The sequence below is a fragment of the Neorhizobium sp. 05N33 genome, from assembly GCF_056397445.1.
On sequence record NZ_JBFTNK010000021.1, the window covers coordinates 1 to 23,744 of the forward strand.

General features: G+C 61.8%; 17 protein-coding genes and 1 riboswitch. Of the genes, 13 read left to right on the plus strand and 4 right to left on the minus strand.

Translation table 11 applies throughout. From position 1 onward, the window contains the following. The first annotated feature begins 356 nt into the window (after positions 1–356). From AC1DLT_RS28500 to AC1DLT_RS28520, 5 genes are all read left to right on the plus strand, one after another. Complete coding sequence (locus AC1DLT_RS28500; protein WP_477488973.1) at positions 357–1,307, plus strand: phosphoribosylaminoimidazolesuccinocarboxamide synthase; 951 nt, start codon at positions 357–359, stop codon at positions 1,305–1,307. A 77-nt stretch (positions 1,308–1,384) separates the two neighbouring features. Beyond that, positions 1,385–1,987, plus strand: coding sequence for a TetR family transcriptional regulator (locus AC1DLT_RS28505; RefSeq protein WP_477488974.1), 603 nt, complete (start codon positions 1,385–1,387; stop codon positions 1,985–1,987). A 167-nt stretch (positions 1,988–2,154) separates the two neighbouring features. Further along, positions 2,155–3,351, plus strand: a complete 1,197-nt coding sequence (locus tag AC1DLT_RS28510; protein ID WP_477488975.1) for an efflux RND transporter periplasmic adaptor subunit — start codon at positions 2,155–2,157, stop codon at positions 3,349–3,351. Between the two features lie 50 nt (positions 3,352–3,401). Then, positions 3,402–6,500 (plus strand): efflux RND transporter permease subunit, encoded by a 3,099-nt coding sequence (locus tag AC1DLT_RS28515; RefSeq protein ID WP_038547060.1) that lies wholly within the window; start codon positions 3,402–3,404, stop codon positions 6,498–6,500. 132 nt (positions 6,501–6,632) lie between these two features. After that, positions 6,633–8,060 (plus strand): efflux transporter outer membrane subunit, encoded by a 1,428-nt coding sequence (locus tag AC1DLT_RS28520; protein ID WP_038547062.1) that lies wholly within the window; start codon positions 6,633–6,635, stop codon positions 8,058–8,060. Between the two features lie 100 nt (positions 8,061–8,160). Here the strand turns inward: AC1DLT_RS28520 and efp are convergent, their stop codons facing one another. Then, positions 8,161–8,730, minus strand: coding sequence for an elongation factor P (gene efp / locus AC1DLT_RS28525; protein ID WP_038547065.1), 570 nt, complete (start codon positions 8,728–8,730; stop codon positions 8,161–8,163). A gap of 165 nt (positions 8,731–8,895) precedes the next feature. Here efp and epmA point away from each other — a divergent pair, with 165 nt between their 5' ends. Then, positions 8,896–9,966, plus strand: a complete 1,071-nt coding sequence (gene epmA, locus AC1DLT_RS28530; RefSeq protein WP_477488976.1) for an EF-P lysine aminoacylase EpmA — start codon at positions 8,896–8,898, stop codon at positions 9,964–9,966. Continuing rightward, positions 9,963–11,009 (plus strand): lysine-2,3-aminomutase-like protein, encoded by a 1,047-nt coding sequence (locus AC1DLT_RS28535; RefSeq protein ID WP_477488977.1) that lies wholly within the window; start codon positions 9,963–9,965, stop codon positions 11,007–11,009. The genes epmA and AC1DLT_RS28535 overlap by 4 nt, the downstream gene beginning before the upstream one ends. A 627-nt stretch (positions 11,010–11,636) precedes the next feature. Here the strand turns inward: AC1DLT_RS28535 and AC1DLT_RS28540 are convergent. Then, positions 11,637–12,527 (minus strand): AraC family transcriptional regulator, encoded by an 891-nt coding sequence (locus AC1DLT_RS28540; RefSeq protein WP_247039030.1) that lies wholly within the window; start codon positions 12,525–12,527, stop codon positions 11,637–11,639. Positions 12,528–12,664: 137 nt separating this feature from the next. Here AC1DLT_RS28540 and AC1DLT_RS28545 point away from each other — a divergent pair, with 137 nt between their 5' ends. After that, positions 12,665–13,444, plus strand: a complete 780-nt coding sequence (locus AC1DLT_RS28545) for an SDR family NAD(P)-dependent oxidoreductase (RefSeq protein WP_247039028.1) — start codon at positions 12,665–12,667, stop codon at positions 13,442–13,444. A 49-nt stretch (positions 13,445–13,493) separates the two neighbouring features. Here the strand turns inward: AC1DLT_RS28545 and thiC are convergent, their stop codons facing one another. Then, positions 13,494–15,305, minus strand: a complete 1,812-nt coding sequence (gene thiC / locus AC1DLT_RS28550) for a phosphomethylpyrimidine synthase ThiC (RefSeq protein WP_477488978.1) — start codon at positions 15,303–15,305, stop codon at positions 13,494–13,496. A gap of 99 nt (positions 15,306–15,404) precedes the next feature. After that, a riboswitch (TPP riboswitch) is annotated at positions 15,405–15,536 on the minus strand. Between the two features lie 179 nt (positions 15,537–15,715). Between thiC and AC1DLT_RS28555 the strand changes: the two genes are divergently transcribed. Genes AC1DLT_RS28555 through AC1DLT_RS28575 form a run of 5 tightly spaced genes read left to right on the plus strand, consistent with a single transcriptional unit; the run spans position 15,716 to position 21,576 of the window. Then, positions 15,716–15,967, plus strand: coding sequence for an acyl carrier protein (locus AC1DLT_RS28555; protein WP_038549844.1), 252 nt, complete (start codon positions 15,716–15,718; stop codon positions 15,965–15,967). Between the two features lies 1 nt (position 15,968). Beyond that, positions 15,969–17,150: an acyl-CoA dehydrogenase family protein gene (locus AC1DLT_RS28560; protein ID WP_477488979.1), complete on the plus strand. Its 1,182-nt coding sequence runs from the start codon at positions 15,969–15,971 to the stop codon at positions 17,148–17,150. Positions 17,151–17,196: 46 nt separating this feature from the next. Continuing rightward, positions 17,197–18,108, plus strand: coding sequence for an amino acid--[acyl-carrier-protein] ligase (locus tag AC1DLT_RS28565; protein WP_247038855.1), 912 nt, complete (start codon positions 17,197–17,199; stop codon positions 18,106–18,108). A 4-nt stretch (positions 18,109–18,112) separates the two neighbouring features. Then, the gene (locus tag AC1DLT_RS28570) at positions 18,113–19,096 is read left to right on the plus strand and encodes a DUF1839 family protein (protein WP_247038857.1); all 984 of its coding nucleotides are present in this window, start codon (positions 18,113–18,115) and stop codon (positions 19,094–19,096) included. After that, complete coding sequence (locus AC1DLT_RS28575) at positions 19,093–21,576, plus strand: beta-mannosidase (protein WP_477488980.1); 2,484 nt, start codon at positions 19,093–19,095, stop codon at positions 21,574–21,576. The genes AC1DLT_RS28570 and AC1DLT_RS28575 overlap by 4 nt, the downstream gene beginning before the upstream one ends. On the opposite strand, the gene AC1DLT_RS28580 is transcribed toward AC1DLT_RS28575, so the two are convergent. Next, positions 21,544–23,385, minus strand: a complete 1,842-nt coding sequence (locus AC1DLT_RS28580) for an alpha/beta hydrolase (RefSeq protein ID WP_477488981.1) — start codon at positions 23,383–23,385, stop codon at positions 21,544–21,546. The genes AC1DLT_RS28575 and AC1DLT_RS28580 overlap by 33 nt on opposite strands. Between the last annotated feature and the right edge of the window lie 359 nt (positions 23,386–23,744).

The window sequence follows — 23,744 nt, forward strand, 5'->3', positions numbered from 1 at the left end:
GGTCCCAACCAGCATGCGCCAATCAATCAGTGATTTCTGTAGAACGAAAGTCGTCGTCGCCAGCAGCGCCGCCGCCCTCGTTCAGTGAGCGGGTTATAGTGCCGACCCCAGTTTGAAGTCAACAGCCTTGATTCAGAAATCTTGAGAAATCGTACAACTAGTTGTTTTTACAGGATAATCGTGGATTTCTGGGAATCCCGGGGCGTTAATAATCGTTAACCACTCTCTATAAGGAGCTCTTCATCGACCGTGGAACCGAGATACTCGTGAAAACCGCCATTCCTTCCATTCTTGTGCCGCTGCGGCAAAACATGCGATAGCAGAATGCCCCCGAAACTCTCTGGAAAGTGGTCCCCGTGCGCGTTCTCTCCGATGCCTTCATTCCCGAATTGCCGAACCCCTATCGCGGCAAGGTACGCGAGAACTACGATCTGCCGGACGGCAGCCGCATCATCATCGCAACCGATCGCCTCAGCGCATTCGACCGCATCCTGACCGCCATCCCCGACAAGGGGCATGTCCTGACCCAGACCGCGCGATACTGGTTCGAGGCGACAAAGGACATCTGCCCCAACCATGTGATCGCCTATCCGGATCCGAATGTGGTAGTCGGCAAGCGGCTCGACATCCTGCCCGTCGAGATCGTCGTGCGCGGTTATCTCGCCGGCACCACCGGCACGTCGCTGCTCACCCTCTATAAGAAGGGAGAGCGGACCATGTACGGGCTGGATCTTCCGGACGGCCTCAAGGACAATCAAATCCTGCCCGCCCCGGTCATCACGCCGACCAGCAAGGCCTTCGATGGCGGCCACGACGAACCCCTGACGCCCAGCGAGATCGTCGAGCAGGGACTTCTGACCGCCGAACAATGGGCGACCCTCTCCCGTTATGCGCTGGCGCTTTTTGCGCGCGGGCAGCAACTGGCGGCGGAACGCGGCTTGATCCTCGTCGATACCAAATACGAGTTCGGCACGGATGCCGAGGGCACCATCATCCTTGCCGACGAGATCCATACGCCGGACAGCAGCCGCTACTGGATCGCCGACAGTTATGGTGAGGCCTTCCGCAACGGCACGCGGCCGAAGAGTTTCGACAAGGATTTCATCCGCGCCTGGGTGGTCGAACGTTGCGACCCTTATAAGGATGAGATCCCCGCGATCCCGGCCGAGCTCGTCGAGGAGACCGCCAAGGTCTACCGCACGGCTTACGAGACGATCACCGGCGAGACTTTCGTGCCCGATACGAGCGGCGCCACCGTGCTCGACCGTATCCGCCAAAACCTGGCGCCCTATTTTTCCGCGCGGTGAACGGCTGGGCCGAAATTCCATGCGGCGTTTTGAAGAAGCCGGCGTTTAGAAGAGGCCGGCATTTAGAAGAGGACAAAGTGCGCAGACCGAGACGCAAGGCGGAAGAAACCCGGGGCGATATCCTCAACACGGCAGAGACGCTTTTCCGTGAACGGGGGATTGCCAAGTGTTCGATCGCCGACGTCGCCCATGCGCTGCATATGTCGCCCGCCAATATCTTCAAGCATTTCCATTCCAAGGCATCCCTGGCGGACGCTATCTGCGACCGGCATATCAGCCGCATGATCGGCCGGTTCGAGACGCTCGACGAGCCGGCCCCGGCGCCCGAGCGGCTGGCAATCGTCGTGCGCAAATTGATGGAGGCGCATCTCCAGGACCTCCGCGACAATCCCTTTCTGTTCGAGATGATCTTCCTGATGTCGGAAGCCGATCTTCCGAGCGGTCAGCATTACCGGCGGCTGATCGAGAACCTGTTTGCCGATCTGATCCGGCAGGGTGTCGAAAGCGGCGCCTACAAATGTACCGACCCGGAAGCGATCAGCCAGCATGTGGCGGCGGCCTTTGCGAGCGTGCTGCATCCCGTCCTTTTGGCCAAGGCCGGCGAGGCGGAATTGCATGACCGCTGCGACGGGCTTGCCAGACTTGTGAATGCTGCGCTGCAAAATCCACTTGCAAAGTGACGGTTTTATATTTACGTCACTTTCCCGAAGGTAGAACACCGGTCGAAATCCCCTTCTCGACCAACCTTGTTCCGACCGCTTAGGACGGGTTAATCTCCCCCCGACTTCCGCCCCGGCATATTCCGTCTGCCGTGGCGATTGCCAGCCGCTTTGCCTTGGATGACACCATGACCGGACGCAAACTGATACTTTCCCTGCTTCTTTCCGCGGCGCTTGCAGCCTGCAGCGACTCGGGCCAAAAGCCGGCCGGCAGCGGCGCGGCAGGCGGTGCCCCGCAGCGTCCGCCGCAGCCGGTCAGTGTCGTGACCATGAAGAAGTCCGAGCAGCCGATCACGGCCATCCTGCCGGGTCGGGCGGCACCGTTCCAGATCGCCGATATCCGCCCGCGCGTCACCGGAGAGATCAAGCAGATCGCTTTCAAGCAGGGCAACGAGGTCAAGGCCGGCGATCTTCTTTATAAGATCGAGGACAGCACCTACGCGGCAGAGGTCGCCCAGGCGAAGGCGACCGTCTCGAAGGCGGAAGCCAGCATCCCGAGTGCCCAGGCGAACCTCTCCCGCTACGAGCGGCTGGTCAACAGCGGTGCGACGCAGATCGAATATGAGAGCGCGCGAGTGACGCTTCTCCAGGCGCAGGCGGATGTGGCGCAGGCCAATGCCGCGCTCAATGCCGCCCAGATCAATCTCGACCTGACCGAGATCCGCGCGCCCTTCGACGGCGTCACGTCGATCTCCAATGTCAGCATCGGCAATATCGTCACCGCCAACCAGACGACGGCGCTGACGACGCTCCGCCGCCTCGATCCGATCTATATCGATCTCATCGATTCCAGCACCAATCTTCTCGAACTGCGCTCGGCCATGGCTTCCGGCCGCTTGAGCGGCGATCCGCGCAAGGCCGATATCCGCCTGAGCCTGGAAGATGGAACGGACTATCCCCTGACCGGCAAGCTCGACATGGCCGACATGGCGGTCAGCGAAACGACCGGCACCTATCAGATCCGCGCGCTCTTCGAGAACCCGAGGGACATGATCCTGCCGGGCACCTATGTGCGCGCCACCGTCACCCTCGGCAACGAGACCGGCTACCTGATCCCGCAGCGCGCAGCGACGCGCAATGCCCGCGGAGAACTTTCCGCCAAGTTCGTCACGGCGGACGGCAAGGTCGAGACCCGCATCTTCCCGACCAGCGGCGTCTCCGGCAACAATTGGCTGGTTACGCAGGGCGTAACCGACGGCGATCGCCTGGTCGTCGACGGCTTCCAGTGGATCGCCGATGGCGCGACGGTCCAGCCGGTCGAGGCGACGGTCGACGACAAGGGCTTTGTCGTCGAGGCGCCGAAGCCGACCGCTGCAAAGCCGTGAAGGCCTCAAGCGGAAACGATCATGACGAAACGCGGCAAGGAATAATCTGAATGGCCAAGTTCTTCATCCGGCGACCGGTCTTCGCCTGGGTCATCGCGATCGTCATCATGCTCGGCGGCGCGCTCGCCATCGCGACGCTCTCGATTTCGCAATATCCCGACATCGCGCCGACCACGGTCAGGATTACGGCAAGCTACAATGGCGCAAGCGCCGAGACCGTCGAGAAATCGGTGACGACGATCATCGAGGACGGCATGACCGGCCTCGACGACCTCACCTATATGACGTCGTCCTCCTCGACCGGCCGCGCCACCGTCACACTCACCTTCGGCAGCAGCGTCCTTCCGGACATTGCCCAGGTTCAGGTGCAGAACAAGCTGCAGCTGGTGCAGTCGCAACTGCCCGACGTCGTGCAGCAGGCGGGCATCGAAGTCGCCCGTTCGACATCGAGCATCCTGATGGTCGGTGCGCTGGTATCGACCGACAAGAAGCGGAGCTCCGTCGATCTCGGCGACCTGTTTTCCACGCAGATCGAGGACCAGGTCAAGCGCCTGGAAGGCGTCGGCAGCATCGACATCTTCGGGTCCGGTTACGCAATGCGCGTCTGGCTCGATCCCTATAAGCTGCAGAAATACCAGCTGACGCCGGCCGATGTGACGTCAGCGATCCAGTCTCAGAACACGCAGGTTTCCGTCGGCGCCCTTGGCGGTCTTCCGGCCAAGGCGGAACAGCAGCTGACGGTCACCATGACCGCGCAAAGCCAGCTGACGACGGTCGACGATTTCGAGCGGATCATCCTCAAGGTCGAACAGGACGGCGCAACGGTGCGCCTCAGCGATGTCGCCCGCGTCGAGATCGGCGAAGAGAGTTATGGCGGCGGTTCTCGCCAGAACGGCCTGCCATCCACGGGTTTTGCCGTGAACCTCGCGACCGGCGCCAACGCTCTCGATACCGCCGCACGCGTCAGGGAGGCGCTGACCGCCGTCGGACCCCATCTTCCAGACGGCGTGGAGATCACCTACCCCTATGATACGACGCCCTTCGTGCAGCTTTCGATCGAAAAGGTCGTCCACACGCTCATCGAAGCAATCATCCTGGTTTTCGTCGTCCTGCTCATCTTCCTACAAAATCTGCGTGCAACGCTGATTCCGATGATTGCCGTGCCCGTCGTCCTGCTTGGCACGTTCGGGGTGCTGGCGTTGACCGGATATTCCATCAACACGCTGACGATGTTCGCCATGGTTCTGGCCATCGGCCTTCTCGTCGACGATGCCATCGTCGTCGTCGAAAACGTCGAGCGTATCATGGACGAAGAGGGCTTGAGCCCGCTTGAAGCGACCGAAAAGTCGATGGGCGAGATCACCGGCGCCATCATCGGTATCGCGCTCGTCCTGACGGCCGTGTTCATTCCGATGGCCTTCTTCGGTGGCTCGACCGGCATCATCTACCGCCAGTTTTCGATCACCATCGTATCGGCCATGCTGCTTTCGGCGCTGGTCGCCATCGTGCTGACGCCGGCGCTTTGCGCCACCATGCTGAAGCCGATCGATCACCACAAGAAACGTCGCGGCATCGGCGCCTTGTTCAACCGCGGTTTCGATCGGTCCACCCGCGGATATGTCAGCACCATCGGTTATCTCCTGAAGCGTCCGTTCCGCGTGATGCTGCTGTTCCTGCTGGTGATCGGCGGCTGCGCCTGGCTTTTCACCAAGCTGCCGAATTCCTTCCTTCCGCAGGAAGACCAGGGCGTTCTGCTGACCATTATCCAGACGCCCGTCGGCGCCACCACGCCGCGCACCGACGAGGCGGTCAAGAAGGTGGAGGCCTATTTCCTCGAAAAGGAAAAGGGCAATGTCGACGCGGTGTTCGGCGTCCTCGGCTTCAGCTTCAGCGGAAGCGGCCAGAACAATGCCATCGTCTTCACCAAGCTCAAGGATTTCGCCGAGCGCGCCAGGCCGGAGCAATCCGCCGCGGCTATCGTCCAGCGGGCAAGCCGGTATTTCTTCACCATCCGCGATGCGCAGGTCTTTGCCCTTCTGCCGCCGGCCATCCAGGGGCTCGGCACGTCGAGCGGCTTCTCCATGTATCTGGTCGACAGCGGCAACAACGGCAATGCGGCGCTGACCACGGCATCGCAGCAGCTCATTCAGGCCGGCACGGGCAACCCCAACATCAGTTCACTGCGCAGCAGCAGCCAGAGGTCAGAAACCCAGCTCAAGATCCTGCTTGACCAGGAAAAGCTCGGCGCGATGGGCGTTGACCTCGCTTCGGTCAACTCCATGCTGGCAACCATTTTTGCCGGACGCGACGTCAACGACTTCACCCTCAACAACGAGCTGAAGCCGGTCTATGTACAAGGCGACGCGCCCTATCGGATGCAGCCGGACGACCTGAAACACTGGTTCGCCCGCAACAACAAGGGCGAGATGGTTCCTTTCTCCTCCTTCAGCACCGTCCAATGGATCAGCGGTACGCCGCAGCTCGCACGCTTCAACGGCACCAGCGCCATTCCGCTCGACGGCGCGGCCGGCCCGGGCGTCAGCACCGGCCAGGCGATGGACGAGATGCAGAGGCTGACGGCTGCACTGCCGGGCGGCTATTCGGTGGCCTGGCAGGGCATTTCCTACCAGGAGCGGCTGTCCGGCTCGCAGGCGCCGATGCTCTACGCGCTATCGGTTCTGATCGTCTTCCTGTGCCTTGCGGCGCTCTATGAAAGCTGGTCGATCCCGTTCTCAGTCATATTGGCTGTCCCGATCGGCGTGCTCGGCGCACTTACCGCAGCGCATTTCTTCGGCCAGGCGAACGACGTCTACTTCAAGGTCGGGCTTCTGACGACGATCGGCTTGGCAGCCAAAAACGCCATCCTGATCGTCGAATTCGCCAAGGATCGGCAGGCAGGCGGCATGAGCATGATCGAAGCCACCCTCGAGGCCGCACGCCTGCGACTGAGGCCGATCGTCATGACGTCGCTCGCTTTTATCCTCGGCGTCGTACCTCTGGCAATCGCGACCGGCGCCGGATCCGCGGCCCAGAATGCCATCGGTATCGGCGTGCTGGGTGGTATGCTTTCTGCAACACTTCTCGGAATTTTCTTCGTTCCGTCCTTCTTTGTTGTCGTTAGACGGTTATCAAAGCGTGAAAAAGAGTAGGATGACGATTACGTTCGTTAACGTATTCGACTTTTAATGCCGTCAGAGATTATGCGAATCGCTGCTGACGGGACAATCGGAAGAGGCATGAGTGCTGACCTTCCATGCGTTGTAGGGCACTGGGACAGAAAAATGATATCCATTCGTGTTATTGCTCCTCTCACTATGCTGCTGCTTTCGGGCTGCGTTGTCGGTCCAGATCATAAGGCGCCGGAAATTGCTCTTCCGGGCAAATTTGCCGAAGCCGGCAAGACCAGTAATGGCGATGTCTCCCAGGTTACCTGGTGGACCGCATTCAATGACAGCCGTCTGAACGGCTACGTCAATCAGGGAATCAGTCAGAACCTCGATATTCTCCAGGCCATGGAGCGGATCAATTCTGCGCAGGCCAGCGTGACCGTCGCCGGCGCGGGCGCCCTCCCTTCGCTGGATGTCTCGGCAGCCAATACGACCACCGGCACTCGTACCGACCCGGGTTCGTTCTCGCGGTCGACCGTGACGGCAGGTACTGCGGACGCATCTTGGTTCCTTGATCTTTTCGGCCTCTACAGGCGCTCGAAAGAAAGTGCGCTCGCAAGCCTCGATGCCGCCTATGCCAGCGAAGATGTTGCACGTCTCACGTTCCTGTCTCAGGTCGTGGCGGCCTATATCGACGTACGCTACTATCAGGAGCGTATCGCGATCGCTCGCCGGAACCTCGATTCGCGGCGCGAAACGCTGAACCTCACCAAGCTCCAGCTGGATGCCGGTGCGGCTTCGCGTCTGGATGTCGTCCAGTCGGAAGGCTTGGTGAATTCGACCATCGCAGAAATTCCAGGCCTGGAGACGAGCTTCCGGGGCGCGGCGCACCGTGTCGCCACGCTTCTGGCCATGCCTGCATCGTCGCTTGTCCCCGAATTGCAGAAGGGCACACGCCAGCCGGTCGCACGCTTCAATACCAAGGCCGGTATTCCGGCGGACCTGATCCGCAATCGTCCGGACATCCGTGCCGCGGAACGCCAGCTCGCATCGGCAGTCGCCGAAATCGGTGTCGCCGAGGCCCAGCTCTACCCGGCCATTACGCTCGGCGGCTCCATTTCCCCGAGATACAACGTTCTTTCCGGCGGCCTCGATACCCGGGCCTTGACCTGGTCCTTCGGGCCGCAGCTGAGCCTGCCGATCTTCGACGGCGGCCGCCTGCGCGGCAACGTCAAGATCGCCGAATCCAGCGCCCGCGGGCGGTATCTCGCCTGGAAGCAGACGGTTCTGAACGCAGTCGAGGAAGTGGAAAATGCGCTGGCCGCAGTTTCCCGCGACAGCCGCACGGTCTCCTCTCTTCAGGCAACCGTGAAGTCCTACGAAGAAGCCCTGCAGCTCGGCACCGCAAGCTATCGGGACGGCGCATCTTCGCTGCTCGACGTTCTCGACGCCCAGCGTCAGGTCTCGACCGCTCAGTCGAACCTCGCCGCTGCCGTGCGTCAGATGGCTCAGGATTACGTCTCGCTCAACGTGGCGGTCGGTGGCGGTTACGCCTTCGGCAAGACCGATACCAAGGTCGCTTCGGTGGTCATCAAGAAGTAGGCTCCACCCCAACATTACCGACAACAAAAAACCTCCGGAGCCAACGCTTCGGAGGTTTTTTTATCACGCCCGGAAAGGCCGGGGACGATCAATTCGACAATCAGTTCTTGGCGCGCTCGACGTAGGAATTGTCTTCCGTCGCGATCACGACGCGGGTGCCGGCATCGACATGCGGCGGAACCGCGGTGCGGATGCCGTTCGACAGCATGGCCGGCTTGTAGGACGAGGAAGCCGTCTGGCCCTTGACGACCGGTTCGGTCTCGACGATCTCCAGCGTCACGTGGCGCGGCAGCTGAAGAGCCAGCGCAATGCCTTCATGCATGGAGAGAACGCAGGTCATGCCTTCCTGGAGATAGGCCTTCTGGTCGCCCATCGTATCCACGTCCACCACGACCTGGTCGTAGTTTTCCGGGTTCATGAAGTGGAAGCCTTCGCCGTCTTCATAGAGGAACTGGTGGTTGACGTCCTCGACGAAGGCGCGCTCGACCTGCTCGGTCGTCCGCCAGCGTTCGGACACCTTCACGCCGTCGACGATGCGGCGCATATTGACCTGCGTGACAGGCGTGCCCTTGCCGGGGTGGAAGTTCTCGGCGGTGAGAACGACATAAAGCTTGCCGTCCACATCGATGACGTTGCCCTTGCGGACTGAAGAGGCGATGACCTTGACCATAGGATTCCTTGTGGTGCGAACCGGCTTGTAACTGCCGAAAATGCGTCGTAGAGGACCGGGCGATAACCGGCCCGAAGGACGGATCGTCTGTTTTCCGGCCGGAACTACTCCAAAACCGCGCAAAGTGGAAGCCTTGCCGGGAAGAACCGGCGAAGAAAGCCGCAAATGAGCTCGTCGCAGTCCGCCATATCCCGCCCGCCCTGGTGGAGACCGGCAAACCACGCCGACCGCCGGCCCTTCCTGAAAGGCCGCAATGCGGTCCAGACGGCGTTGCGCGACTTCTTCTCCGAGCGCGATTTCATCGAGGTCGATACGGCGACGCTCCAGGTTTCCCCGGGCAACGAGACGCATCTGCATGCCTTCGCAACCGAGGCGGTCGCGACCGACGGCGGCAGAGCGCCGCTCTACCTGCACACGTCGCCGGAATTCGCCGCCAAGAAGCTGCTGGCTGCCGGCGAGAAGCGTATCTTCACCTTTGCGCATGTCTACCGCAACCGGGAACGCGGGCCGCTGCACCATCCGGAATTTACCATGCTGGAATGGTACCGCGTCGGCGAAAGTTATGAACAGCTGATGGCCGATTGCGCCGAGATGCTGGCTCTGGCTGCGGATACCGCCAAGACGGGACGCTTTGTCTTCCGGCATATGGAAATCGATCCTTTCGCCGAGCCGGAACGCCTGACGCTCACTGACGCCTTCGACCGGTTCGCCGGCATCGACCTGCTGGCCTCCGTGGCGACGAACGGCGAAACCGACCGCGATCTCCTGGCGGCCGGCCTGAAAAAGGCCGATATCCGCTTTGCCGAAGACGACACCTGGGCCGATCTCTTCAGCAAGGTTCTGGTCGAGAAGGTCGAGCCGCATCTCGGCCAGGACCGCGCGACGATCCTCTACGAATACCCTGTTTCCGAGGCGGCGCTCGCCCGGCCCTCCACCCGTGATCCGCGCGTCGCCGAACGTTTCGAGCTTTACGCCTGCGGCGTCGAGCTTGCCAACGCCTTCGGGGAACTGACCGACGCCGGCGAACAACGCCGCCGTTTCGAGCACGAAATGGCCGAGAAATCCCGCATCTACGGCGAACGTTATCCGATCGACGAAGACTTTCTCGATGCGCTTTCGATCATGCCCGATGCGAGCGGCGCGGCGCTCGGCTTCGACCGGCTCGCCATGCTGGCAACCGGCGCGACCCGCATCGAACAGGTCATGTGGGCGCCGGTCGCGGAGGTGTTCAGATGACCGCAACGCGTTCACTGAAGGCCGCCGACGAGCTGGTAGCTGCCGGGCTGATCGAACCGGAAAAACTTGCCTCCATTCGCGCGGTGGCGGATCGTTACGCCATCGGCCTGACGCCGGCTGTGGTTTCGCTCATCGATCGCGCAGACCGGGCGGATCCGATCGCCCGGCAATTCGTCCCCGATCCGGCCGAGCTGCTGACGACGCCGCAAGAGCGTGCCGACCCGATCGGCGATCAGGCGCACAGCCCGGTCAAGGGCATCGTCCACCGCTATCCAGACCGGGTGCTGCTGAAGGCCGTGCATATCTGCCCAGTCTATTGCCGCTTCTGCTTCCGCCGCGAGATGGTCGGGCCACAAGGCGACGGCACGCTTTCGCCTGAGGAACTGACGGCGGCGCTCGGCTATATTCGCGAGCGTCCGGAGATCTGGGAAGTGATCCTCACCGGCGGCGACCCGCTGGTCCTCTCGCCGAGGCGGCTTGCTGCCATGATGCGCGGCCTTGCCGAGATACCCCATGTAAAGATCGTCCGCTTCCATACGCGGGTGCCCGTCGTCGAACCGGACCGTATCGACGCGGCAATGATTGCGGCACTGAAGGAAAGCGGCAAGGTGGTTTATATCGCGCTGCACGCCAACCATCCGCGCGAGATGACCGGCACTGCCCGCACCGCCTGCGCCCGGCTGGTCGACGCCGGCTTCCCGATGCTGAGCCAGACCGTGCTCTTGCGTGGCGTCAACGACGATCCGGCGGTACTCGGCGACCTTATGAGAGCTTTCGTCGAGACGCGGATCAAGCCCTATTACCTTCATCATCCGGATCTCGCGCCCGGCACTGGCCATTTCCGGCTGGATATCGCCGAGGGCCAGAAGATCGTCTCGGCGCTCCGGGGCACCATCTCCGGCCTCTGCCAGCCGACCTATGTCCTGGATATCCCCGGCGGCCACGGCAAGGCGGTGATCGGCGAAAGCGCCGTGCGCGGCGAAGGCGGCTGTTATTCCGTCAGCGATTTCCGCGGCGGAGAGCATGCATATCCTCCGAAATGACACGGGTTCTTGTTCACGCGGCGGAGTGCGCCCGTGGCTTGGCCTGGAATTTGGAGAGCCCACACGAATGCGGAACCTCATAGTAAAATAATAGTATGGCTCCGCATTCGCGTGGCCTTCGGCGTCTTTTCGAGGCTTCCGGCCTCTACAGGTGATTATCTCGCCTCGCTGCGTGGCTGTGTTCACGGCTTCCTTTCGGGAAACCTTGCCACTTGCACGGCTCAACCGAACCGGACATGGCTGTCCGGGGGAGGCTTGATAGGAATGTTCGTCTTTCGACGCGCACTCCATGGCTTTCACCTCTTCCACCATCCCCGCACGTTACGGTTTTGATGAAAGCGCCGGCCTCCGCCTGCCCGCGAACGTCTCGCGAAACACTCCGGCGACGGAAGCGGGAGGATTGTAGGCATGGGTTGGAGGGGTGGGGACGAGGCGAGGCACGCCCGCTACCTCTCCTCTTTCGGAATATATATAAAAATCAGCATTTTAGCTGATAACTTAAGCGTGAAATTTTTCAGGTGAGGAACAAACTCGTCCCCGCATGAATTCCTCGCCGACAAAATCTGCAGCTTAGCTTTGCGAAAGATCGTGATTTTGTCATCGTACGGAAGAAAGCAATCTCACCTTCTAAGCCGCCAGCTCCCTCAGTGCCGTGACATCGCGGCGCGGAGGCGTGCCGAACATGCGGGCATATTCCCGGCTGAACTGCGAAGGGCTCTCATAGCCGACCAGAAACGCCGCGGTTTCAACATTCGCCGCTTCCGCCACCATCAGCCGCCTGGCCTCCAGAAGGCGAAGCTGCTTCTGATATTGCAGCGGCGTCATCGAGGTGATCGTCTTGAACTTGCGGTGGAAGGCGGAAGGGCTCATCCCGGCCCTCTCCGCCAGATCCTCGATCCGCATCGGCTCGGCGAAATGGCCGCGCAGGCCGTGGATGACGCTGACGATCCGATGCGTATGGTCGTTGCCGAGCGCCATGCGGACCACATCGCCGCCATGCGGACCGGTGAGCAGCCAGTAGGAAATTTCGCGCATGATCGCTGTATGGAGGACCGGGATGGCACCCGGCGTATCGAGGAGCCGCACCATCCGCAGCGCGCAATCGGCAAGCGGGCCGTCGAAATCCGTTACGAACACGCCGGACGTTATGTCGCCGCCCGGGCGCGGCGGGTTGGGCATCGCCTCTAGGACCTCGCGCATGATGGCAAGATCGAATTCGATGATGAGGCCGAGATAGGGCTCGGTCGGGCTCGCCTCCGCCACGCGGCCGAAGGCGGGCATCTCGACGCTGACAACGAGCGCCTGGCCCGCCCGGTAATCCACATGGCGGTCGCCGAAAACAGCCCATTTCGCGCCCTGGAGGACGATGCAGAGCGCCGGCTTGAAAATCAGGTGGTCTGGCCGTTTCTCGTGATCCGAGCGAAGGATGGTCAGGCCTTCGATCGCCGTCGCGAAAGGGCTGGTTCCCGCCTGTCCATCCGTGAACCGCTTTACCGCATCGAGCAGGGCTGCCGGCATGCCACACCTCCGAGGTTTCAAGGCCAAACATAGGCCTGCGAGCAGGATCAGGCAAGAAGTGGGAAAGTTCCGGCATTCAGGCGTGTGGCCGAGGGGAGTAGTTTCCGGTCATCCAATCCAGACAAGGAACCTCCATCATGACGCATCAAACATCTCAGAAATCGGCAGCCAAGCTCGCCATCGTGACCGGCGGCAGCCGCGGTCTCGGCCGCAACACTGTGCTCAGCCTTGCAAAGCGCGGTATCGACGTGATCTTCACCTACAACTCCAATCAGGCAGAAGCAGCAGCCACGACCGCAGCAGCGGGCGAACTGGGACGCAGGGCGATCGCCCTGCAGCTCGATGTCGGCGATGTCGCGTCGTTCGATGCGTTCGTCGGCCGGGTGCAGGAAGCCCTGGCCGAGATCGGCGCTGAAAAATTCGATTTCCTCGTCAACAATGCCGGCACGTCGCATCATGGCGATTTCGAAAAGACCACCGAAGCGGAGCTGGACGAGCTCTTCAATGTTCACTTCAAGGGCGTCTTCTTTCTAACCCAGAAGCTATTGCCGCTGATCCGCGACGGCGGCCGGATCGTCAACTTCTCCACCGGGCTTACCCGCATCACCGTTCCGGGCAGCGGCGCCTATGCGGCGATGAAGGGAGCAGTCGAAGTGCTGACCCGTTATCTGGCCAAGGAGCTCGGCGCCCGCGGCATCGCCGTCAATACGGTGGCGCCCGGCGCGATCATGACCGATTTCAGCGGCGGCATGGTGCGCGACAACCCGGAGATCAACAGGCGCGTCGCCGAGATGACCGCACTTGGCCGTGCCGGCGAGCCGGATGATATTGGCCCGATGGTCGCCTCGCTGCTGTCCGAGGACAACCGCTGGGTCAATGCCCAGCGCATCGAGGTGTCGGGGGGCATGGCGCTCTGACGTTCGAGCGACCCCTGCCGGTTGCGACCGGCAGGGGTCGTGAAGTTGATCATCCCTTCTCGACCGGCATATAAAGATCGCCGCCGTCACGATATTTCGCAGCCATGGCTTCCAGGCCCTCCTTCTGCGCCTCGGCGCGGATATCGTGGGAAATCCGCATCGAACAGAATTTCGGACCGCACATGGAGCAGAAATGCGCCACCTTGTGCGCCTCCTTCGGCAGCGTCTCGTCATGCATCGAACGGGCCGTTTCCGGATCGAGCGAGAGGTTGAACTGGTCCTCCCAGCGGAACTCGAAGCGGGCGCGCGACAGCGCGTCGTCACGCACCTGCGCCGCCGGATGGCCTTTGGCGAGATCGGCCGCATGCGCCGCGATCTTGTAGGTGATGACGCCCACCTTGACGTCGTTGCGGTCGGGCAGGCCGAGATGTTCCTTGGGCGTCACGTAGCAGAGCATGGCGGTGCCGAACCAGCCGATCATCGCAGCCCCGATCCCCGATGTGATGTGGTCGTAGCCCGGCGCAATATCGGTGGTCAGCGGTCCAAGCGTATAGAATGGCGCCTCGCCGCAGACCGCGAGCTGCTTGTCCATGTTCGCCTTGATCTTGTGCATCGGCACATGGCCGGGGCCTTCGATCATCACCTGGCAATCCTTCGCCCAGGCGATCTTCGTCAGCTCGCCAAGCGTTTCCAGTTCCGCAAACTGCGCCGCGTCGTTGGCATCGGCGATCGAACCCGGGCGAAGACCGTCGCCGAGCGAGAACGAGACGTCGTAGGCTTGGGCAATGTCGCAGATTTCCTCAAAATGCTCGTAGAGAAAACTCTCCTTGTGGTGATGCAGGCACCATTTGGCCATGATCGAGCCGCCACGGGAAACGATGCCGGTGACGCGATTGACGGTGAGCGGGATATAGGCGAGCCGCACGCCCGCATGGATGGTGAAATAGTCGACGCCCTGTTCCGCCTGTTCGATCAGCGTGTCGCGATACACCTCCCAGGTCAGGTCCTCGGCAATGCCGTTCACCTTTTCGAGCGCCTGGTAGAGCGGCACCGTGCCGATTGGAACAGGTGAATTGCGGATGATCCAGTCGCGGATATTGTGGATGTTGCGGCCGGTCGACAGATCCATGACCGTATCGGCGCCCCAGCGGATCGCCCAGACCATCTTCTCGACCTCCTCCGCCATCGACGAGGTGACAGCCGAATTGCCGATATTGGCATTGATCTTCACCAGGAAATTCCGGCCGATGATCATCGGTTCGGATTCGGGATGGTTGATGTTGGCGGGAATGATCGCCCGGCCTTCCGCGACTTCGCGGCGAACGAATTCCGGCGTCACGAAATCCGGCACATCGGCGCCGAAACTTTCGCCGTCGCGGACGAGCGGTTCCCGAACCGCCTGCCGACCGAGGTTTTCGCGGATGGCGACGAATTCCATCTCCGGCGTGATGATGCCGGCCCGCGCATAGGCGAGCTGGGTGACGGCCCTGCCAGCCTTGGCCTTGAAAGGCTGGTTGCGGATCGGGAATTCCGGCGTCAGGTGGCTCGCGGAGACGAAGCCGTTGTCCTCCGGCCTGACGATGCGGCCCTCATAGACTTCGACATCGCCGCGGGCCGAAATCCAGTTTTCGCGCAGGCGCAGCAGGCCGGCATCGATGCTGATCGCGGCACCTTCGACGGTATAGGGGCCAGAGGAATCGTAGACGGTCACCGGAGGTTCGCCGGAGGTCGGATGCAATGCGATCTGCCGCATCGGCACACGGATATCCGGATGGATCGTTCCCGCTTTCAGGACTTTCGTGGAGGCGGGAAGCGGGCCGGTGGTGACAACCGGGGTGAGCTTGGTGGTTGCAATATTCATGGTTCAAGGCTCCAAGGTTTGACGTTTGGAGACCCAGTTCCAGAGTTGGAATGATGGAAGAACACGTTGGAATCCGAAGGACGGTTTCCCGCCCTCGCTGCCGCAGCGCCCGCACCGTCCCTACGCCAGTATGAACTGGATCAGGTTCAACGGGTCACTGCGCCTCGGGCGGCCAAACCGGCCCGACCAGCAGTATCTCAGCCCCTTGGCGGGACCCCCCTGGTGAATGCGGCCATCAGAAACCTGCCGGTCGCGCATGTCAAGCCGGTCCCTGCCTGCGTCGATAGGTCGAGTTTTAGCGAATCCCGCAGCTCCAAATTGATGACGTTTATTACCGGAATCTTATGCTATCTTGCGCGATAACGTCCCTAGCGATGAGCGCAGAATTCGAACGATCGGGAGATGTCGAGATGAACGAGACCATTCGCGGATTGCTGACACGGGTGGGCGGCCTTCCGGTCGCCGTGACGGAGCTGGAAGACGCTGCCGATCTTTATGCAGCCGGGCTTTCCTCCTTCGCATCGGTGCAGCTGATGTTGGGCCTGGAAGAGGCCTTCGACATCGAATTCCCGGATAGCCTTTTGAACCGCAAGTCCTTCGCCAGCATCGCGGCGATCGAGCAGACGGTTTCCCACATCTTGAAAGCCTCCGAGGCCGCCTGAGATGAACCTTCCCGTCTTTGCCGCCGACATGAGCCTCAGCGCCCGCGCTCACCGCGTGGCGGCCGTGGCGGCTGAATTCGCCGAACGCGTCGACCATGACGGCCGCTTCCCCCGCGAGGCGGTCGATGCAATGAAGGCCGAACGCCTGATCGGCATCCAGATCCCGGTCGCGTTCGGCGGCGAGGGTGCTTCCATCACCGAGATTGCCGAGGTCTGCGCCATCCTGGGACAGTCCTGCGCCTCGAGCGCCATGGTTTTCGCCATGCACCAGATCAAGGTTTCGAGCCTCGTGGTGCACGGGGCCGACAGCGCCTGGCACATGGATTTCATGCGCGAGCTCGCCGACCGCCAGCTTCTCGTCGCCTCCGCGACGACCGAGGCCGGCATCGGCGGCAATATGCGCAACTCGATCTGCGCCATCGAGGTCGACGGCGACACCTGCCGGCTGACCAAGGACGCGACGGTGATTTCCTATGGCGCCCACGCCGATGTCATCATGATCACCTCGCGCTCGAACGAGAAGGCCGCCCCGACCGACCAGGTCATGACCGTCTTCAAACAGGGCCAATATACCCTGCAGAAGACCGTCGACTGGGATACGCTCGGCATGCGCGGCACCTGCTCCGACGGCTTCCTCTTCAATGGCGAAGCGCCTTCGGTCCAGATTTTCTCGAAACCGTTCGCCGAAATCGCGGCACAGTCGATGCTCGCCACCTCGCATCTCCTCTGGAGTGCTGTCTGGTACGGCATTGCCGCCGACGCGGTCCTGCGCGCCCAGGCTTTCGTGCGCGCCGCGGCCCGCAAGGCGGGCGGCACCCAGCCGCCCGGCGCGCTGAGGCTCGCCGAAGCGTCGAACCTGCTGCAGCTCCTCAAGGGCAATATCCTGTCGGGCCTCAAGACCTACGCGGATGCGAAACACGATCCCGACAAACTGTCGTCCATGGCCTTTTCGATCGCCATGAACAATATCAAGCTCGCCTCTTCCGAGACGATCCTGACCATCATCAACCAGGCGATGATCATCTGCGGCATCATGGGCTACAAGAACGGTACGCCCTATAGTCTCGGACGGCATCTTCGCGACGCGCATTCCGCCCAGCTGATGATTTCCAACGACCGCATTCTCGGCAATACGTCAACCATGCTGCTCGTTCAAAAACCGGACACCAGCCTGCTCGGCTGACGCCCCATCACTTCAGATGTAATCGTTTAAAGAATGAGGTGAATCCATGGATCTGCAAGTTTCCTTTCTCGACCGCCTGTTCGACGCTGGCCTGCTGATCGAGACCGGCGTCGACGGACTGTATGGCCGCAGCGGCCAGTTCGAAGACGTCATTGCCGCCTTCGAGCGGCTGATCGACAAGGTCGGCGGTGCCGACGGCGCGGAGGCGATGCGCTTCCCGCCGGGCATGAACCGCGCCTTCTTCGAGACCAGCGGCTATATGAAGAGCTTTCCGCAGCTCGCCGGCACGGTTCACTCGTTCTGCGGCAACGAACTCGACCACATGAGCCTGCTGAAATGCATGGAAGTCGGCGAGGAGGACTGGACCAAAGGCCAGGAAGCGACCGACATCGTGCTGACGCCGGCGGCCTGCTATCCGCTCTACCCAACCGTCGCGCGCCGCGGCAACCTGCCCGCCGGCGGCGGTCTTTTCGACCTGCAGAGCTACTGCTTCCGCCACGAGCCCTCCAAGGATCCGGCCCGCCAGCAGCTTTTCCGCATGCGCGAATATGTCTGCATGGGGACCGAACAACACGTGACTGATTTCCGCCAGCTGTGGATGGACCGGGGCGTCGAGATGATGAAGTCCGTCGGCCTCGACGTCACCATCGACATCGCCAACGATCCTTTCTTCGGCCGCGCCGGGAAGATGCTGGTCAACAACCAGCGCGACCAGAACCTGAAGTTCGAACTGCTGATCCCGATCGCCTCCGTTGCCCAGCCGACCGCCTGCATGAGCTTCAACTATCACCAGGACAGTTTCGGCCTGAAATGGGGCCTCAACCTGGAAGACGGCAGCGTCGCGCATACGGCCTGCGTCGGTTTCGGCCTGGAACGAATTGCGCTTGCGCTTTTCCACACCCACGGTCTGGACGTGAAGGAGTGGCCGGAACACGTCCGTGCCACGCTCTGGGGCTGATCCCATGACGGCGGTGTTTCCCGCGCTCGATCCGGGCAACTACACGACGCATGCGCTGCATTCAGCCGAGCGTATGTGGCCGGAGACGAACTGTTACGTCGATCTGTGGATCGAAGTGCTTTCGGCGCAGGGCCTGCCGCCGGAAGCGATGCTTGGTTTCACCCTGACCCAGGATTTCGAAGGCGACCAGTTCACCTTCTTCAAGGTGCCGCTGGAGGATCTCGAAACCCTGTTCGGCATTCGCGTGACCGAACTGGCGATCTTCGACCGGCCGGAACGGCATGTCGCGGAGCAGATCCGCCGCGGCCGGCTGACGCTGGTCGAACTCGACAGCTTTTATCTGCCCGATACGCGCGGCGTCGCCTATCGCCAGGAGCACGGCAAGACGACTGTGGCCATCAACCGGCTCGACCTCGAAAGCCGCGGGCTCGACTATTTCCACAATGGCGGCTTCTTCACCCTTTCCGGCGAAGATTTCGATGGCCTGTTCCAGTTGAACGCGGCCCCGGACGCGCTGCCCTTCCTGCCTTATACGGAATTCGCCAAGTTTCCGGCGGCCTATCCGGAAGCGAGGGAAATTCGCGAGACCGCATGGAAACTGCTCAGGCATCATTTTGCCCGGCGGCCGGAGGACAATCCGATCCGGGCCTTTGCGAGGGTTTTTCCAGAGCAGGTCGAGCGGATTGCCGACAGGGATTTTGGCTTCTTCCACAAATATGCGTTCAACACGCTCCGCCAGCTCGGCGCCAATTTCGAGCTGCTGGCGAGCCATCTCGCATGGCTGAACCCCAACGCGTTCGCTCAGTCGGAACAGCAGGCGCTGAAGATTTCGGAAGTGGCAAAATCCACCCAGTTCCAGCTTGCCCGCGCCCTCACCCGCAAGAAGTTCGAGCCGCTCGCAACGGCGCTCGATCCGGCCGCTGATGCCTGGGACCTGCTGATGCGCGACCTGGCCTCGACACTGACCCAGACCCGCGAGGCCGCGTGAGCCTTCCTATCGCGATCGGGTCAAAGACCAGCCTTCTTGCCGAAGGCTGGTCTTTGACGTTGACGGAGCCAGGCGCCTACACCCTGCCGGCCGACCTTCCTTCGGATCTGGAATACCTGCCGGCCATGGTGCCGGGCACGGTCGCCGCCGCCCTGGAAGCCGCAGGCCGCTTCGACCGCAACAATCCCGAGCCGCTGATCGACAGGGATGCCTGGTATCGCCGCTCGCTTGCCGGCGAAACGCCGGGACCGGCAATCCTGCGGTTTGCGGGGCTCGCGACGGTGGCCGAGGTGTTTCTCGACGAGACGCTGATCCTGTCCTCGGCCAGCATGTTCGAAAGCCACGACGTTGCGGTCGAGTTGACCGGCACGGAAACACTGACGATCTGCTTTCGGGCCTTGAGACCGCATCTGGGCAGGACCGGGCCTCGCGCCCGCTGGCGACCGCGGCTGATGAACCAGCAGGGGCTTCGGCTGATCCGCACCACCGCGCTGGGCTTCATGCCCGGTTGGAGCCCCGAAATTCATGCGGTGGGACCCTGGCGGCCGGTTTCGGTGATGCGTGTCGACGACAATCGCTTCGCTTCGCCCCCCTCATCCGGTCCCACAGGCCACCTTCTCCCCGCGGGAGAGAAGAGGGAGTTTGCGGTTTCGGCGACGCTCGATGGAAGCGGAACAGGCATTCTGAATGTCGGCTTTGCTTTCGACGGACCGCCCCGGGATTTCCGGCTTGTCTGCAACGGCACCGAGGCGCGCTTCGCGAACGACGGCAGACGATATTCAGCCGAGCTTTGTCTGCCGGAGATAAAACCCTGGTGGCCGCATACCCATGGCGAGCCGGCACTGCATGACGTGACACTCAAGATCGAGGACAAGGAGTTCCCGATCGTCCGCACCGGCTTTCGGAGCCTGACGGTCGATCGCGGCACCGATGGCAATGACTTCGCCGTTGTCGTCAACGGTCGGAAAATGTTCTGCCGCGGTGCCGTCTGGACTTCCGCCGACATCGCAAAGCTACCCGGCGACCGCGCGAGCTACGAACCCTGGCTGAGGCTCGCCAAAGAAGCGGGCATGAACATGATCCGCATTCCGGGCATCGCGACCTATGAAAGCCCGGAATTCTTCGCGCTGTGCGACGAACTCGGCCTGCTGGTCTGGCAGGACCTGATGTTCGCCAATTTCGACTATCCCGCCGGCGATCCGGACTTCATGATTCACGTGAAAACCGAGGTCGAGCAGTTCCTGACAGCGACACAAGCCTCGCCGTCGCTTGCGGTCCTTTGCGGCGGCAGCGAGGTCTATCAGCAGGGCGCGATGCTCGGCCTGCCGGAACGCATCTGGAAAGGTCCACTCTGCGAAGAGATCCTTGGCACTTTCGCCAGCGAGTGCCGGCCGGATCTCCCCTATGTGGCCAATTCCCCTTCAGGCGGCGCATTGCCTTTTTATCCGAATGCGGGTGTCGCCCATTATTACGGTGTCGGGGCCTACAAACGGCCGCTCGAAGATGCACGACGGGCAAACGTCCGTTTCGCAGCCGAGTGCCTGGCTTTCTCCAACCTCTCCGCGTCGGAAACCCTCGCCGGCGGCAAGGCCGGCATCCCGCGCGACACCGGAGCTGACTGGGATTTCGAAGACGTGCGCGACCATTATCTGGGCACGCTCTACGGTGTCGATCCCGTGGCACTGAGAGCGCAGCAGCCCGAACGGTACCTCGCTCTTTCCCGTGCCGTGACCGGCGAAGTGATGGAGGCGGCTTTCGCCGAATGGCGGCGGCCGGGCTCGACCTGCAACGGTGCGCTCGCCTTCACCTTCCAGGATGTCATGAGCGGCCCAGGTTGGGGCGTCGTTGACGTCCACGGCAGGCCGAAACCGGCCTGGTTTGCGCTGAAGCGCGCCTTCCAGCCGATCCAGGTCGTGTTTGCCGACGAAGGCACCAATGGGCTGGATGTTCATCTTATCAACGAAACGCCGAACGATCTGCCGACGGTTCTGGAGATCGCTTGCCTGCGGGAGGGCAGGATGCCGGTCGTATCGGGCCGCCGAGATCTGACGCTTAAAGCCGGAAGCAGCGCGAGCGTTGCTTCGACCGACCTGTTCGGCGCCTTTTTCGACGCGAACTATGCCTATCGTTTCGGCCCACCTTCCCACGATGTGACGGTGGCACGTCTCAGGCATGCGGAAACCGGCGAAATCCTCTCGGAAGCTTTCCATTTTCCGCTCGGGCGTGCCAGTGCTTTTCATGATGCCGAGATCACGGTCTCGGTCACCGAGGATGAGGGAGAATTCTGGCTGGAGATTTCGGCCGACATCTTCGCGCAGACGGTCAACATCGAATGCGACAATTACTGCGCGTCGGACAATGGATTCCATCTGGCGCCGGGCGCAATCAGGCGTATCCGCCTTGCAGCGCTTTCCAAAACCGCCGAACGACCCGCTGGCACGATCCGATCACTCGGCGGCGACCGATCCGTCCGCTTTTGAATAGACGCCTTCTTCCAGAGGAAAACGGAAAGCCATTTCCCTCAATGCCTCGAGATAGACCTTGCGGGCATGCTCGGGCGTCAGGTTGTGATCGGCATCCGGGATGATTTTCGGCGATACGTTTGGAAAGCGAGCCAGGCCCGATCCGTCATGGCCGAAATAGAAATCGTACTGTTCGAGACCGAGATCGTTCTCGCTGTAAATCAGCGACACGGGCATGCCGCGCTGGTGGAGGGTGCGGAAGGCACCGTAGATCGCCCGTCCCTCCGGCAGGAACCCGCGGAAAGCATGGAAGACCTTGCCCATGGCCCGGTTGCCGAGACTTTTGGCGATATTGCGGACGGCGGCGACGGTATCGACCTCGCCCCTCAGGATGCGTTTGAACGTATCGGCCCGCAAGGCCCGCTTGCGGTAGTCGCGAAGACTGCGCGCGCCATTGACGATCATGTCCTCGACGGACCGGCCGGGGCGCCAGCGGAGGACCGCCGGATTGACCGAGACATTGCCAACGATGCGCGGTTCGACGAGTGATGCCTGGAAGCCGAGAAAGGCGCCGCTGCAGCGGCCGGCGGCGACGACCGGTGTCATGTTGCAGGCAGCGAGGAAATCGATCGCTTCCGAGACGTCGGCATTCTGGTCCGAATGATAGAGAACCTGGTCCAGCCGGCCAGGCACCGGCGGACTGTCACCGACATTGGCCGTGTCGAAACGCAACGACGGAATGCCGGAACGCGCAAGCGCGCGAGCCAGCCCCACCGTTGAACGGCCCCACCCGGCATGTCGGTCATAGGCCGATGTCAGGAAAAGCACCGTCGCCCCCGCGCGATCGTGCAACGGCTCGCAGAGAACTCCGAAAAGATGGCTGTTGAGACCGAAGCGTGCCGGCGTTTCGGCAAAGCCGTCGCCAGCGAGAGGGGCCGCCGGCACCGGCGAGCGCGATGGTGCGGAAGCAGCCGGTCCGGACGGTAATGCGGCGATCCAGTTCGTCAGATTATCGGCGACCGTCAGCGGCAACTTGACGATCACCGGGTTTGAAACGAGCTTGTCGTAACCTTCGAAAGGCTGTTCATCGACATCGGCGCCAAGCGCTCGCAGCCGAACGGCAAACTCCTTGTCGGAGGGCCGATCGGCCCGGCCGATGACCAGCACGCGTGGCGCAGGCGGCCGGTCGACCTTTAACAGATTGACGTTGCGAACCTCGTCGGCGATCTCACCGGGCATGGTGAGCGACGCGATAGAGACGCCGGTTTCACTATGCTGTTCTTCGGTAAGGCCCAGATTTTCGTCGACCACCCTGGACCAGACCGCGAGCTCGCGGATATGCAGGCGGCCGGAAACCACCGGCGCCATATAAACGACGGCATCGAGCGCCTCGATCTCGTCGGCGGCCCTGGTGGCGACGAGCGCCCCCAGCCCCTGCGAGATAACGGCGATGCGCTCGCAGCCGGAAAGCTCCTTGAGATGCGCGGCAGCGGAAACGAGACTGTCGGACCAGACGGAAAGCCCGTCTTCGAAATCGATATCGTCAAGCGCGTCCCCGGTGCCGGGATAATCGAACCGCAGGCTGGCAATACCGCGATCGGCGAGCTTTTCGGAAATGATGCGCCAGAATTTGCGCGTGCACATTTCCTCCAGCCCCCAGGGACTGGCGAACAGCACGGCAGTGCTCGACGGCTGGGTACCGTTCGACGGCGGCGTGAAAAGCCCGACCGTGCCGTTGAAGGTCAACGGTTCGGAAGCCGAGCGTGGCAGCAGCGGCGATATTTCCCCGGCGGACGAGGATTCATTTCGGGCGTTCATCATAGCCATGCCGGCGATTTTTCCATCACTATAACAGCAATACGCCCGGCCTTGCTGATAAAGACTTAAACTATCAGCGGCGATTTTACCGATCGCAGGCGGAACTGTTCCGAAAAGAGGCGAGGGAGAACCTGCATTTGCGGCCTGTCACCGATTTTGCCAGACTTTTCAGGACCTCTGCTTCCAGTCTTCCTCCAGTGCGAAACCGCAACCCGCCACCATAACGTCAAGTAAATGCGAATCGTTGCTCGAAGCGGCTTCCGCGGCGGTGATGCGCGCGCCGACGGCGCAAAGGGAACGGAATTTTGGGTGGCTGGCTTTAAGGTCGGGAGGTAAGAAGCTTGCCTGGACATTCAAACGAGGCTGGC

What these genes read in the sequence shown, in the direction of transcription:
- AC1DLT_RS28510 (WP_477488975.1), top strand. Translation starts at nt 2,155, where the DNA reads ATGACCGGACGCAAACTGATACTTTCCCTGCTTCTTTCCGCGGCGCTT.
- AC1DLT_RS28515 (WP_038547060.1), top strand. Translation starts at nt 3,402, where the DNA reads ATGGCCAAGTTCTTCATCCGGCGACCGGTCTTCGCCTGGGTCATCGCG.
- AC1DLT_RS28520 (WP_038547062.1), top strand. Translation starts at nt 6,633, where the DNA reads ATGATATCCATTCGTGTTATTGCTCCTCTCACTATGCTGCTGCTTTCG.
- efp (WP_038547065.1), bottom strand. Translation starts at nt 8,730, where the DNA reads ATGGTCAAGGTCATCGCCTCTTCAGTCCGCAAGGGCAACGTCATCGAT.
- epmA (WP_477488976.1), top strand. Translation starts at nt 8,896, where the DNA reads ATGAGCTCGTCGCAGTCCGCCATATCCCGCCCGCCCTGGTGGAGACCG.
- AC1DLT_RS28535 (WP_477488977.1), top strand. Translation starts at nt 9,963, where the DNA reads ATGACCGCAACGCGTTCACTGAAGGCCGCCGACGAGCTGGTAGCTGCC.
- AC1DLT_RS28540 (WP_247039030.1), bottom strand. Translation starts at nt 12,527, where the DNA reads ATGCCGGCAGCCCTGCTCGATGCGGTAAAGCGGTTCACGGATGGACAG.
- AC1DLT_RS28545 (WP_247039028.1), top strand. Translation starts at nt 12,665, where the DNA reads ATGACGCATCAAACATCTCAGAAATCGGCAGCCAAGCTCGCCATCGTG.
- thiC (WP_477488978.1), bottom strand. Translation starts at nt 15,305, where the DNA reads ATGAATATTGCAACCACCAAGCTCACCCCGGTTGTCACCACCGGCCCG.
- AC1DLT_RS28555 (WP_038549844.1), top strand. Translation starts at nt 15,716, where the DNA reads ATGAACGAGACCATTCGCGGATTGCTGACACGGGTGGGCGGCCTTCCG.
- AC1DLT_RS28560 (WP_477488979.1), top strand. Translation starts at nt 15,969, where the DNA reads ATGAACCTTCCCGTCTTTGCCGCCGACATGAGCCTCAGCGCCCGCGCT.
- AC1DLT_RS28565 (WP_247038855.1), top strand. Translation starts at nt 17,197, where the DNA reads ATGGATCTGCAAGTTTCCTTTCTCGACCGCCTGTTCGACGCTGGCCTG.
- AC1DLT_RS28570 (WP_247038857.1), top strand. Translation starts at nt 18,113, where the DNA reads ATGACGGCGGTGTTTCCCGCGCTCGATCCGGGCAACTACACGACGCAT.
- AC1DLT_RS28580 (WP_477488981.1), bottom strand. Translation starts at nt 23,385, where the DNA reads ATGGCTATGATGAACGCCCGAAATGAATCCTCGTCCGCCGGGGAAATA.